Source organism: Mesorhizobium sp. GW821-FHT04C10 (genome assembly GCF_059420305.1).
Genome location: NZ_JBWKTL010000001.1, coordinates 4,209,473 through 4,222,390, shown reverse-complemented (window position 1 = coordinate 4,222,390; position 12,918 = coordinate 4,209,473). Strand labels below are relative to the sequence as shown.

10 protein-coding genes are annotated in these 12,918 nt (G+C 64.0%); 2 read left to right on the top strand and 8 right to left on the bottom strand.

Going from position 1 to position 12,918, the window contains the following annotated elements; all coding sequences use genetic code 11:
• Nucleotides 1-75 precede the first annotated feature (75 nt).
• From AC07UC_RS20470 to cpaB, 7 genes are read right to left on the bottom strand one after another with little or no spacing between them, the layout of a single operon-like run.
• Nucleotides 76-1,041: a type II secretion system F family protein gene (locus AC07UC_RS20470; protein ID WP_202322109.1), complete on the bottom strand. Its 966-nt coding sequence runs from the start codon at nt 1,039-1,041 to the stop codon at nt 76-78.
• Between the two features lies 1 nt (nt 1,042).
• Complete coding sequence (locus AC07UC_RS20465; protein ID WP_202322108.1) at nt 1,043-2,008, bottom strand: type II secretion system F family protein; 966 nt, start codon at nt 2,006-2,008, stop codon at nt 1,043-1,045.
• Between the two features lie 4 nt (nt 2,009-2,012).
• Nucleotides 2,013-3,431, bottom strand: a complete 1,419-nt coding sequence (locus tag AC07UC_RS20460) for a TadA family conjugal transfer-associated ATPase (RefSeq protein WP_494907230.1) — start codon at nt 3,429-3,431, stop codon at nt 2,013-2,015.
• Nucleotides 3,428-4,642, bottom strand: coding sequence for a CpaE/TadZ family protein (locus AC07UC_RS20455; protein WP_140773233.1), 1,215 nt, complete (start codon nt 4,640-4,642; stop codon nt 3,428-3,430). The genes AC07UC_RS20460 and AC07UC_RS20455 overlap by 4 nt, the downstream gene beginning before the upstream one ends.
• Before the next feature lie 35 nt (nt 4,643-4,677).
• Nucleotides 4,678-4,947: a hypothetical protein gene (locus tag AC07UC_RS20450; protein WP_056572257.1), complete on the bottom strand. Its 270-nt coding sequence runs from the start codon at nt 4,945-4,947 to the stop codon at nt 4,678-4,680.
• 6 nt (nt 4,948-4,953) lie between these two features.
• Nucleotides 4,954-6,375 (bottom strand): type II and III secretion system protein family protein, encoded by a 1,422-nt coding sequence (locus AC07UC_RS20445; RefSeq protein WP_494908967.1) that lies wholly within the window; start codon nt 6,373-6,375, stop codon nt 4,954-4,956.
• Nucleotides 6,376-6,429: 54 nt separating this feature from the next.
• Nucleotides 6,430-7,356 carry a Flp pilus assembly protein CpaB gene (gene cpaB / locus AC07UC_RS20440; protein WP_244735111.1) on the bottom strand — a complete coding sequence of 309 codons (927 nt, stop codon included), beginning with the start codon at nt 7,354-7,356 and terminating at the stop codon, nt 6,430-6,432.
• A 238-nt stretch (nt 7,357-7,594) separates the two neighbouring features.
• Here cpaB and parE point away from each other — a divergent pair, with 238 nt between their 5' ends.
• Together parE and AC07UC_RS20430 are read left to right on the top strand one after the other, a co-directional pair.
• Nucleotides 7,595-9,652, top strand: coding sequence for a DNA topoisomerase IV subunit B (gene parE / locus AC07UC_RS20435; protein ID WP_494907229.1), 2,058 nt, complete (start codon nt 7,595-7,597; stop codon nt 9,650-9,652).
• A 46-nt stretch (nt 9,653-9,698) separates the two neighbouring features.
• Nucleotides 9,699-11,768, top strand: coding sequence for an FUSC family protein (locus tag AC07UC_RS20430; RefSeq protein ID WP_202322101.1), 2,070 nt, complete (start codon nt 9,699-9,701; stop codon nt 11,766-11,768).
• Here AC07UC_RS20430 and AC07UC_RS20425 read toward each other — a convergent pair.
• A complete protein-coding gene (locus tag AC07UC_RS20425; protein WP_494907228.1) occupies nt 11,765-12,889 on the bottom strand; it encodes a DUF2336 domain-containing protein in 1,125 nt (374 codons plus the stop codon). The two genes, AC07UC_RS20430 and AC07UC_RS20425, sit on opposite strands and share 4 nt — an antisense overlap.
• Nucleotides 12,890-12,918 lie beyond the last annotated feature (29 nt).

Genomic DNA, 12,918 nt, shown 5'->3' with positions numbered 1-12,918 from the left:
GGGTTCTCACGTCGCAGGGCCGCGTTCGGGCCGGATGATGCGTTGTCGGCCCCGGATCCAGAGCATCAATATTGGCTAGTGGCTACCCGTCATTTTGACGATGATCGGAATGACCGCGATCATCAGCACCACCGGCAGGATGCACACCGTCACCGGTATCGACATCTTGGCCGGCAGGGCATGCGCCTTCTCCTCGGCCAGCGACATGCGCTTGTGGCGCATTTCGTCGGAGAAGACGCGCAATGCGCCCGACAGGCTGGTACCGAGTTCCTTCGACTGCTGCAGCAGCGTGGCGAAGGAGCGGACCTCGTCGAGGCTGAGACGGTCGGCGAGTGCCTTCAGCGCATCGTCGAGGCTGCGCCCGGCCCGCAGTTCCAGCGACACCAGCTGCAGGTTCTGGCTGAGCGCGGGATAGGTCTTGGCGAGTTCCTTGGAGACGCGCTCGATGCCGGCCTCCATGCTCATGCCGGCATCCGAGCAGACGATCATCAGGTCCATGAAGTCGGGAAAGCCGTTGCGGTATTCGCGCATCTTCTCCCGCACCTTCTGGGTCAGCACCAGGCCAGGCAGGAAATAGCCGGCCACGCCCGACAGGATGACGAACGCCCAACGGCTGGCCATCGTCGCGTCGGCATTGGCCAGCCATTGGTTCAGAACAAACGCGCCGATCGCGGCGCCGACCAGCGCCGAGAAGCGTATGATGAAGAACGTGCCGACGGCGCGCGGCTCCATGTAGCCGGCCTGGATCAGCTTCATGCGCAACCGGGCGACATTTTCGGGATCGCTCTTGGCGTAGAATTCCTGTGCCCGCCTCACCGCCTTCTCGCGCACGACGTCGGCATTCTTCTTCTGCAGCGGCTCGGGTTTCGCGGCCGCGGGACCATGGTCGACCTTGAGCCGGCGCTTCACTTCGTTGCGATCGCCCTTCGCCGCCACCATTGGCCAGACGACCGCGCCACTGCCCAGGGCCAGCAACAGGACGGCCACCGGCATCAACGAGGTCGGAGCAAGCGAAGCGAGGAACTCGATGAAGCCCTGCATGTCAGAACCTGAAATTCGACATCTTGAACATCATCAGATTGCCCAGCATCAACCAGGTCACCGAGCCGCCGATCAGGTACCAGGTTTTCGGCTCGTCCCAGACATCGCGATAGAAGCCCGGCATCAGCGCCATGATGGCGGCAAACAAAAGCGCGGGTATCGCCGTCAGGATATAGGCCGACATGCGGCCTTCGGTCGAGATGGCGCGCACCTTGCGGCGCAGCTTGCCGCGCTCGCGGATCGTCAGCGCCAGGCCGTCCAGAATCTCGCGCAGATTGCCACCCGAACTGGACTGGATGGAGACGGCGGTGATGAACAGCGGCAGATCTTCATGGCCGACCCTGTCGAACAGTGAATTCAGCGCCGAGACCAGGTCGGAACCATAGGTCACCTCATCGGCGATGACGCCGAATTCGGTGCCGATCGGATCGGGCATCTCGCGCGACACCATGGCAATGGCCACCGGCACGGGATGACCGGCCTTGAGGCCGCGCGTGATCAGCTCCAGCGCCTCCGGCAGCTGCATGCCGAAGCGCTTGAGCCGACGCTTGCGCTTGAAGCGCATCACCACCACCGGCAACAGCGGCACGAGCACAACGAACAGGACAAGCCCCATCAGAAGCGGCAAGCCATGCCAGATAGCGACCAGGGCCATGGCCAGCGCCACACCCGAGGTGATCATCAGGAATCTCGACAGCGGCATGATCATGCCCGACTGCGTGCGCAGGGCACGGAACCGGTCCGGCGAGAACAGCGAGGTGCCCGCATCGAGGCCGCGCTCCTTGCGCAGCTGGATCAGCACCTGCTCCTGGCTGATCTTGTTTTCCTGCAGCTTCATGCGCCGGTTGATGGCGGTGCGCTTGTCGCTGCGGCCGGCGTAGAGGAGATAGCAGGCCTCGGCGATCATGATGCCGGTGAGTGCTGCCCCGGCGTAGACGACATAGATCGCGCTCAGACCGTCGAACACCTGGTTACTCCTGCGGCCGGCCGGGTTCGAAATAGCGTCCGGGAAACTCGATGCCCATGGCGCGCAAATCCTCGAGGAAGCGCGGCCGGATGCCGGTCGCCTCGAAATAGCCGAGAATCCCGCCATCGGCATCCATGCCGGTGCGCACGAAGCGGAAAATCTCCTGCATCTGGATGACGTCGCCTTCCATGCCGGTCACCTCGGCGACGCTTGTCACCTTGCGCTTGCCGTCGGAAAGCCGGGTCAGCTGGACGATGATATCGATGGCGCTGGCGATCTGGCTGCGGATCGACTGCACCGTCATCGGCATGCCGGTCATGCCCAGCATCTGTTCGAGGCGCGAAATGGCATCGCGCGGCGTGTTGGCATGGATGGTCGCCATCGACCCCTCATGGCCGGTGTTCATCGCCTGCAACATGTCGAAGGCTTCCTCGCCGCGGCACTCGCCGAGGATGACCCGGTCCGGGCGCATGCGCAGCGCGTTCTTGACGAGATCGCGCTGCTTGAGTTCGCCATGGCCCTCGATGTTGGCGGGGCGCGTCTCCATGCGCGCGACATGCGGTTGCTGCAGCTGAAGTTCTGCCGCGTCCTCGATGGTGATCAACCGCTCGTCCTCGGGGATGAAGGCCGACAGCGCGTTCAGCATCGTCGTCTTGCCGGTACCGGTGCCGCCCGAAATGATCGTCGTCTTGCGGGCGTGGACCGCCGCCGCCAGCACCTCAGCCATGTTCTGCGTGATGGCGCCGAATTCGACCAGCTTGTGAAGGCCGAGCTTGTTCTTGGAGAATTTGCGGATCGACACCAGCGGCCCGTCGACTCCAACCGGGCGGATGGCCGCGTTGAAGCGCGAACCGTCGAGCATGCGCGCGTCGACCATCGGCTGCGATTCATCGACCCGGCGGCCAACCGCGGCGACGATCTTGTTGATGATTCTAAGCAGATGCGCCTCATCCTTGAACGGGATATGGATCTGCTGCAGCTTGCCCTTCTTTTCGATGAAGCAGTTCTGGTGGCCGTTGATCAGGATGTCGTTGATGTCCGGATCCTTGAGCAGCGGCTCGAGCGGACCGAGGCCGACCATCTCGTCGACGATATCGTCGACCAGCGCCTCGAGTTCGACGGTGTTGATCGCCATCCGCTCCTGGCGGGTTTTTTCAGAAACGAAATCATGCACCTGCCGGCGCATCTCCTCCTTGGGCAAACGCTCCAGCGCCACGAGATTGATTTCTTCGAGCAGCATGCGGTGAATGCGGACGCGCGCGTCGAGCACCTTGTTGGCGTTCTTTGCCGGTGCGACGTCCGGCTTTGCGGGCGCCTTTCGGCTGGTCGGGATGACGACAGCATGATGCGCGACCGGGGCTGATTCCGCCGGACGCTGCGGACGCGCGTCACGGTTCTGCAAGGTTGAAAAACGGCTGGTCATCCGGCCTTCCTCTTCAAGAAGCCCTTGCCGAGACTAAACAGCGACTTCGACTTGGGTCCAGTCGCGGCCGCCTCCTCCGGAAGAATGATCCTCTTCAGGTCGTTGACGACATTGGCATTGGGGTCGATTTCGTGCAGCGGCACGCCACGGTCGACCGCCTCGCGCACCAGCCGGTAGTTGTTGGCGATGCCGCCGACGAAATGCTCGCCAAGGATCTCCTGGACGTCGGCCTGCTTGATGCCGTTGTCGAACATCTTCTGCTCGAAACGGTTGACGATGACGTTCGGCTTCACTTCCTTGCCGGCGGTCTCATAGACAGCCTGGATCAGCCTTTGCGTGTGGCGCAGGCACGGCACCGTCATCTCGGCCACGATATACAGCTTGTTGGAGCCGAGCAGCACGGTCTCCGTCCAGGGAAACCAGGTGCGCGGCATGTCGATGACGACATTGTCGAAATAGGCCGAGACGAGGTCCAGCATGCGGACCACGACATCGGTCTTGAACGAGCGCATCTCCGCCGGGTGGGTCGGCGCGGCCAGCACGCACAGCCCGCTGGCGTGCTTGGACAGCATCACGTCGAGCAGTTGCCGGTCGAGGCGTTCGGGCTGGTTCTCGATCTCGGTGATGTCGAAACGTGGCTCGAGGTCGAGATATTCGGCACAGGCGCCCTGCTGGAAATTGAGATCGACCACGCAGGTCGAGGCGCCACGCGTCACCGAATGATGCAGCTGGAAGGCGGTCTGCAGCGCCAGCGTCGTTGTACCGACGCCGCCGGCGGCAGGCATGAAGGTGTAGATCTGCGACTCGGTGTTTTCCTCCCGCCCCGGCCCCTGCAACGCCCGCACGACCGAGCGCACCAGGTCGGCCGTTGTGATCGGCTTGACCAGGAAATCGGCGACCTTGAGCTGCACCAGGATGCGCACCGCGGCGGCGTTGAACTCCTGGGTGACGACGACGACCGGTGTCTTGCCCTCCAGCCGGCGCATGATGCGCTGCAGCGACTCGACCTCCTCCAGCCTCGCCGCGTCCATGTCGACGATGATGGCGCCGAAATCGGCCTCCTGGATTTCGCCACGCAACTCGGTGACACTCTTCTCCACCGCCGAGAGCTGGATGATCTCGGAGGCGGCGAATGCGGTCCGCGTGTCCTGCACGAAGGTCCTGTCCGTCGATACGAGCAGGATTTTCCGGGTCTTGATGCCGTTTGCCATTTTTATCAGCCTGTGGGCTCGATCGCCCTTTGGGGTCAGTTGCCCGTGGTCGTCTGCGATGCCTTCGAAGCGGCGGCCTGATCGGGGGTGACAGGTCCGGCATCGCCACGCTTGGCAGGCACGAGAAGCCTGGTGTTCTGGACACCGTACTTCCACGGATCGACCATCTGCATGACGGTGTTGGCGGCCTGGGCGTTACCGGCGCCGGTCGTCAGCCCTTCACTGCGCACATAGTCGTCGCTGGTGCAGCCGGCGGCAAAGCCGGCCAAAAGCAAGGCAATGCTCGACCTCAGGATCAAACGCATGGCACTTCAGTCCTTCGGCAGGTCGAGGAAATGCCCGACCGTGGTGGCGGGAGTGGCTCTTGCGGCACTGCCATCGGCCAGCGCCAGCGCGCGACCGCTGTCCGATGCCTTCACTTCCTCGGTGTTGTTGAGGAAATAGTCGACGTTGCTGGCCGGCTGCGTGCCATCGGTCGGCTCGGCCATCTTCTTCGATGGATCGACCGGCTTGACCAGATAGGGCGTGACGATGATGACCAGATCGGTTTCGCGGCGCTGATAGGACTTCGACGAGAACAGCGGTCCAAGCACGGGCATCTTGCCGAGGCCGGGAATGCGCGATGTGGTGATGTCGTTTTGCGACTGCAGCAGCCCCGCGATCATGAAGCTCTGGCCATTCTTCAGGTCGACCGAGGTCTTGGCGCGGCGGACGATGAAACCGGGCACGGAGATGGTGCCGATGTTGTAGGAGGCCGACGCGTCGATTGAGGACACTTCCGGCGCGATGTCGAGGCTGACCAGCCCGTCCTTGAGCACTGTCGGCGTGAAGTCGAGGCTGACGCCGTACTTCTTGTAGCTGACGGAAATCTTGCCGTTTTCCTCGGAAACCGGGATCGGAAATTCGCCGCCGGCGAGGAAGCTCGCCGTCTCGCCCGAACGGGCAATCAGGTTCGGCTCGGCCAGCCGCCGGGCAAGGCCGCGCTCTTCCAGCGCCTTGATGGCGACATCGATCGACACGCCGTTCGACAACAGCCGGCCGATGATCTCGCCGGTTCCGGCCGCCGGCACGGTTCCCGGATCGATGGTGACGTCGCGCCCACCGATACCGTAGGCGAAATTGGCGCTGTATTTGGCGCCGAGATCCTGGCTTGCCTGGCGATTGATCTCGACGAAACGGACGTTGAGCTGGACCTGCTGCGAGGACGAGATGTTGACGGAGTTGATGACCTCTTCATTACCGGAAAAGCGGCTGGCGATCTTGCTTGCCTTGTCCGCGGCGACAGCGTCGTCCGCCTCACCCGACAGCACGACACGGCCATTGGCCGAACCGACCTTGATCTTGGCGTCCGGCACGCTGGCGCGGATGGTGCTGGCCAGTTGATCCGTGTCGAGCGTCACCTCGATGTCGACGGTGCCGACAAGCTGCTTCTTCTCGTCGAACAAAGCGATGCCGGTGGTGCCGAGATTGTTGCCCAGCACATAGAAGGATTTGTCGGTCAGCGGATTGACGTTGGCGATCTCCGGATCGCCGATGACAATCTGGTAGAAAGCGGCGCTCGTCACGATCGTCTTGGGCTTCCCCTTGGCGACCTTGATCGACGCATTCTTGGTCGCCGAGACATAGACGACGTCATTGTCCGCCCTGGCCGCGCCAGGCAAGGCAAGCATCCCGCTCACAGCCAGGGCAACCGCCATCCCCAGGATGCGCACGAAGCGCAACCGGTCTGCCATTCGATATAGGGTACGCATCAACATTGCCCTGTCCCGCCCGGTCCCCACCGGCCTTTACTTCTGGTCCCGCGCAGGAACCTGATATTCCTCGGCTTTCGTGCCGCGCGTCACGATGACCGTCTTGAATTTCGGCTTCTCCGGCTCCTTGGTCATTGCGTCGAACAGGGAGCCGGCCGCGGCCTGAGCCTTGGCCGCAACCGATCCGCCAAAGGAAGAGATGGTGGTGACGCCATTCTTGCCGTCGCCGCCTTCACTGGCCGAGCGCAGCGACAGCGACAGCGTGCCGACGGTGCGGGCAAGCGCCACTTTCTGCGCGCCCTCGGTCGTCACCTCGATGGTCACGGAATTGGCCACCTGCGGCGTGGTCTGGCGCTCGTCGGCGCCCTGCCCGACGCTCAGCACCTTGGCGTCCGCAACCACGATCTCGGAAGTGATGGTCGAACCGGCCGCCCCTTGCGCGTTCTTGGCGACTTCCTGGATTTCGCCGGCATCGCGCGTCAGCACGACATCGACCCGGTCGCCCGGCGTGACGAAGCCGCCGACACCGGCGATCTCGTCGGTGCGGATGGTGACCGCGCGCATTCCGGGCGTCAGCATGTTGGAGAGCGTCGCGCGGCCGTTTGGCCCCGACAGCTTGGTCAGCAGCACCGGTTCGTTGACCTCGATCGGCGACAGCACGACGCGGCTGCCTTCGCCAAGCAGCCCGTCGATGGTGGCAAAGGCGCCCTGTGGCAGGGAATCCTGAGGCCACGGGATTTCGATCAGCTTTGCACGGTCGAGTTCCATGCCGTAGCGCAACGACGCGTTCGCCACCACGATGGTCTTGAACTCGATCCTCGGCGGGGCCGGAGCTGCGATCGACGACGTCTTCTCCTCGGCGTCGGCCTTGGCCTGGCTTTTGACCCAGAAATCCGCGGCAAAGATCGATATCGCGCCGAAAACGGCGGCGATGCCGATCATCGTTATGGCCTTGCCCCTCACGCCGAAACCCCTGCTGCCCGTCGTTTCTTGTTATGTTGGGCTCACGCTAGGCCGCTTTGTTAAAGAAACAGGAATCCCGGCCAACCGTATCGGACCTATTTCCGCCCGCTTGGTTATCGAATGGTTTTAAGGTAAGAGGGGGTCAAATCCCCGAACGTAACAGGAACTTCCGTCGCTTGGCGCTGAAAAGCGTGGCAGTATCGGCGGGTGATTCGCAGCACCGGACCCTATGGCAGGCATGGACGACAACAACGATCTCTTCGGCAATATGGACAAGCAGCCGCAGCCGGTTCGCACACCAGCGCGCCCGGCGGATCCCCTTGTGCAGGCGGCGGCCAAGCGCCCCTCAGCGACCAAGGATGGTAGCGAGGGCTACAGCGCCGCCGATATCGAGGTGCTCGAGGGCCTGGAGCCGGTGCGTCGCCGGCCAGGCATGTATATTGGCGGTACCGACGACAAGGCGATGCACCATCTGTTCGCCGAGGTCATCGACAATTCGATGGACGAGGCGGTTGCCGGCCATGCCACCTTCATCGACGTCGAGCTTTCGGCCGACGGGTTTCTGACCGTTACCGACAATGGCCGCGGCATCCCGGTCGATCCGCATCCGAAATACAAGAAGCCGGCACTCGAAGTCATCATGACGACGCTGCATTCGGGCGGCAAATTCGATTCCAAGGTTTATGAAACCTCGGGCGGCCTGCACGGCGTCGGCGTTTCCGTGGTCAACGCGCTGTCGGACCATCTCGAGGTCGAAGTCGCGCGAGGTCGTCAACTATACCGCCAGCGCTTCTCGCGCGGCATTCCGGTAAGCGGTCTGGAGCACCTCGGCGAGGTGCACAACCGCCGCGGCACCAAGACCCGGTTCCATCCCGACGAGCAGATCTTCGGCAAGGGCGCGGCTTTCGAGCCGGCGCGGCTCTACCGCATGACGCGCTCGAAAGCCTATCTGTTTGGCGGCGTCGAAATACGCTGGACCTGCGATCCCTCGCTGATCAAGGAGAAGGACCAGACGCCGGCCAAGGCGGAATTCCATTTTCCAGGCGGCCTCAAGGACTATCTCAAGGCATCGCTCGGCGACGACTTCCAGGTGACGCGGGAAATCTTCGCCGGCAAGAGCGAAAAGCAGGGCGGTCATGGCTCGCTCGAATGGGCTGTGACCTGGTTCGGCGGCGACGGCTTCATCAATTCCTACTGCAACACCATCCCGACCGGTGAAGGCGGCACCCACGAGGCCGGTTTCCGCAACGTGCTGACGCGGGGCCTGCGCGCCTATGCCGATCTCGTCGGCAACAAGCGCGCCTCGGTCGTCACCTCCGAAGACGTCATGATCTCGGCGGCCGGCATGCTATCGGTGTTCATCCGTGAACCTGAATTCGTCGGCCAGACCAAGGACAGGCTGGCAACGATCGAGGCGATCCGCATTGTCGAGACCGCGATCCGCGATCCATTCGACCATTGGCTGGCCGACAATCCACAGGAAGCCTCGAAGCTCCTGGAATGGGTGATCGCGCGCGCCGACGAGCGGGTGCGCCGGCGCCAGGAGAAAGAGGTGTCGCGCAAGAGCGCGGTACGCAAGCTGCGCCTGCCCGGCAAGCTCGCCGACTGCACGCAGAACGCGGCGGCCGGTGCCGAACTGTTCATCGTCGAAGGTGACTCCGCCGGCGGCTCGGCCAAGCAGGCACGCGACCGTGCCAGCCAGGCCGTATTGCCGCTGCGTGGCAAGATCCTCAACGTCGCCAGCGCCGGCAACGACAAGCTGGCCGCCAATCAGCAGATATCGGACCTGATCCAGGCGCTCGGCTGCGGCACGCGCTCGAAGTACCGCGACGAGGATTTGCGCTACGACCGCGTCATCATCATGACCGACGCCGACGTCGACGGCGCCCACATCGCCTCGCTGCTGATCACCTTCTTCTACCAGGAAATGCCGGCGCTGGTGCGTGGCGGCCATCTCTATCTGGCGGTGCCGCCGCTTTACTCGATCAGGCAAGGTGGCAAGGTCGCCTATGCCCGCGACGACGCGCACAAGGACGAACTCTTGCGCACCGAATTCACCGGGCGCGGCAAGGTCGAGCTTGGCCGCTTCAAGGGCCTGGGCGAAATGATGGCCTCGCAGCTCAAGGAGACCACCATGGACCCGAGGAAGCGTACGCTGCTCAGGGTCGACGTGATCGACGCCGAGGCCGCGACCAAGGACGCGGTCGACGCGCTGATGGGCACCAAGCCGGAAGCCCGCTTCCGCTTCATCCAGGAGCGTGCCGAATTCGCGGAGACGGAAGTGCTGGATATCTGAGCGCCACCCGGTCCATAACACGGGCTCCAGTTGCGGAGACGAGCATGTGACCCGGGCACGGCTGAAAGCCTATTTCGAGACAAGCTTGGCCGGACTGACACAGCCGACGCACTCGGACTGGATTTTCGCCCTGCGAACCGTTTCGGCCGGGCTTATCGCGCTTCTCGCCGCCTATGCGCTGCGCCTCGATCACCCGCAATGGGCGATGATGACGGTATTCATCGTCGCCCAGCCCGTTGCCGGCATGGTGCTGGCGAAGGGTTTTTACCGTCTGCTCGGCACGCTCGCCGGCGGCGTCGCCGCAATCGGCATCACCACGATCTTTGGTACCGGCCCCTGGGTGCTGGTGACGGTGCTGGCGGTCTGGATCGGCATCTGCACCTTCGTCTCCTCGCTGCTGCGCAACCCGGAAGCCTATGGCGCGGCCCTGGCCGGCTACACGGCCATGATCATCGGCCTGCCCGCCTTCGGGCAACCGCACCTTGTCGTCGACCTTGCAGTCGCGCGCTGCGCCGAGATCGTACTCGGTATCGTCTGCGCCGGCCTGACCAGCCGGCTGATCCTGCCGAAACTGGCCAGTGACGCCATCATCTCGCGGCTGAAACGCTGCATTCTCGACCTCGCCATCTATGCCGGCGGTGCGTTCTCCGGCGGCGATCGGGCAACGCTCATCGGACTGCACCGCAAGCTTGTCGCCGACACCCAGACGCTTGGCGAGATGCGCGCCTATGCCAGGCTCGAGGCAGCAAGCTTCGCGCCCCGCGCCCATCCGGTCCGGCGCACCATCGGACAGCTGCTCTCGGCTCTCTCGGCGGCACGTGCGCTGCATTCGCACGCCGCTCCGAAGAACGCCGCGCTCATTCCGGTACGCTCGGAGTTGCAAGTGCTTGTCGGTGAACTGGCGGCCAAACCCGGCGCGTTGGATGATATCGCGCCCTGGGTGGCACGGCTCGACGCGATCTCGGCCAAAGCCAGGCAAATGCCCGATGCCTCGGTCGACCAGGGTGACGACAGGGTCGGCACCATCACCCGCCTCACCATCGCCGCCGATTTCGCCGAGGCGCTGAAACAGGTGCTGCGCGGTCTGGATGCGCTGCGCTCACCAGCCACGCGCCGCCAAGGTCGCGCCAGCCGGCAACCCGCCCTCGTGGTGCATCGCGACTATCCCGGCGCGGCACGTAACGCCGTCCGCGCGGCCCTTGCCACATTGCTGGTCGCCGCATTCTGGCTGACGACGAAATGGTCGGAAGCGGCAGGCACCGTCATTCTGGTTGCCGTCGTATCGAGCCTGTTTGCCGCTCGCCCCGACCCGGTGCAGGTATCCTGGGGCTTCTTCAAGGGCACCCTGCTCGCTTTGCCCTTTGCCTTTCTCGTCGGCCAGATAGCGCTTCCCGCCCTGCCCGGTTTTGGCTGGTTCACGCTCTTTGTCGTTCCCATATTGGTGCCGGCGGCGCTCGCCATGGCCAATCCGCGCTATGTCGGCGTGGCGACAGCCTTCGCCATCAATTTTCTCGCCTTCCTCAGTCCCCATCAGGCGATGACCTATGCTCCTGGCCCCTTCCTTGCCGGCTCGGCATCGATCCTGGTCGGCATCCTGCTGGCGATCGGGGTCTTCCTCATCGTGCTCCCCGCCGATCCGTGGCTCGCGGCCAATCGCATCGTGCGGGCCATGCGCGAGGATCTGGCTCGACTTTGCCTGCACGAGCGCGTGCCGAGGCGATCGGCCTTCGAGAGCCTCGCCTATGACCGGATCAACCAGTTGATGCCGCTGGTGCAGAATTCCGGCAGGAAGGGCGAAGCGGTTCTGGGTGGCGGCGTTGCCGCAGTCACGGTCGGTCTGGAGATCCTGCGGTTGCGCAGCGCAAGCCAGAACCACGCCATCCCGTCCGAGACCGCGCTTTCGGTCGCCAACTTCCTGAGAGGGCTGGCGCGCGAACTGCTTTTCCGCGCGCCCGGTGACCCGCAGACAGCGACTGTCGCCGTGGCCCGGCAATATGCGGCGGGCATAGCCCAGCGGAACGCCAACAGCGACGCGCTGCAGATCGCGGCATCACTGCGCATTATCGCCGCGGCGATGGAGGATTTCCCGGATTTTTTCGCCAGGGATAAAGGCTAGGCCGCAGCGATCGCCAGTGCGTGCCCCCGCGCGTTCTCGCGCAGGGCGTCAAGATGGATCGACTTGACCAGAGCGGCGAGATCGCCTTCCGCGGATTGCCCGCCCAGTTCCTTGAGCATCAGCCAGCTGACTTCCTGCACGCCGGCAACGCGCTTGCCATTGGCAACTTCCCGCCAGATTTTCAGCGCGCGCAGGATGATCGCATGCGTGGCGGCGGCAAGGCCGGCGCTGCGGAACAGGGCCTGCAAGGCGACATCGTGCCCGCCGGCCAGCAGCGCCCTCACGCGCTGTTCAGACTGCTGGCCGAGGGCCACCAGCGTCGAGCCGAAGAAATCGACCTTGCCATGCGCGATGGTGCGGATAAGGAAGCTTGCGGTGAGATCGCCGCGCAGCCTGAGATGCTCGATCAGAGCCGCGTGTTCTTCCTGGCGCGTGCCCTCGATCAGCGTCACGGAGGCTTTGACGCAAGCGTCCCGCATGACGCGGTCGGCACGCGCGGCGCCCATCAATGCCATGACCAGTGGCGATGTCTTCAATGTTTCGCCAAGCTTGATCAGCAGCATATGCCGGCAGTCGGCAGGCAGGCGTGCATCCGATATCAGTGCCTCGCGCACCAGAGGCAGATGCCCGTGCCGTTCGGCCATGCGGCGGAAACTGAGGGAGGCGATGTCGGCGCCGCTGTTGGCCAGCAGCACCGCGCAGGCTTCAGCCTCGCCAATCTCGGCGATGGCCGCCGACAGCGCCATCGAGACAACAGGACGGTCCGCGATCAGCTTCTGCGTTGCCTTCTGGCTCGCCGCCACACGGTTGATCAGATCGGCGTCGGTGAGCAGCGGCGAGCGCGCCAGCACGACACCGGCGACTTCAGGCTGGTCGGAAGCCAGCGCGCTGATGATCTGCAGCGGCGCGTGCTGGCTCATCGAGAGTGCTTCGGCCATTGCCAGCCGCACTTTCGACGACGCATCGTCGAGCAGCAGCGTCAGCGCGGCCTCCGCGGCGCAGCGATCCTCGAACGGCAATTCGGAATTGACATAGGCCCGGGCCAGCGCGTTTGCCGCGGCGGCACGCTCGGACACCCTGGCCGTGTAGATCCACTTCAGGAAATGCGAAACAACAACCATGCCCGCCTGCTATGCCCCTTGCCAGAAGG

Bases quoted from the DNA above. Each gene is read 5' to 3' on its own strand.
- AC07UC_RS20445 (WP_494908967.1), bottom strand. From the start codon at position 6,375: ATGGCAGACCGGTTGCGCTTCGTGCGCATCCTGGGGATGGCGGTTGCC.
- AC07UC_RS20460 (WP_494907230.1), bottom strand. From the start codon at position 3,431: ATGACCAGCCGTTTTTCAACCTTGCAGAACCGTGACGCGCGTCCGCAG.
- AC07UC_RS20425 (WP_494907228.1), bottom strand. From the start codon at position 12,889: ATGGTTGTTGTTTCGCATTTCCTGAAGTGGATCTACACGGCCAGGGTG.
- parE (WP_494907229.1), top strand. From the start codon at position 7,595: ATGGACGACAACAACGATCTCTTCGGCAATATGGACAAGCAGCCGCAG.
- AC07UC_RS20455 (WP_140773233.1), bottom strand. From the start codon at position 4,642: ATGGCAAACGGCATCAAGACCCGGAAAATCCTGCTCGTATCGACGGAC.
- AC07UC_RS20470 (WP_202322109.1), bottom strand. From the start codon at position 1,041: ATGCAGGGCTTCATCGAGTTCCTCGCTTCGCTTGCTCCGACCTCGTTG.
- AC07UC_RS20450 (WP_056572257.1), bottom strand. From the start codon at position 4,947: ATGCGTTTGATCCTGAGGTCGAGCATTGCCTTGCTTTTGGCCGGCTTT.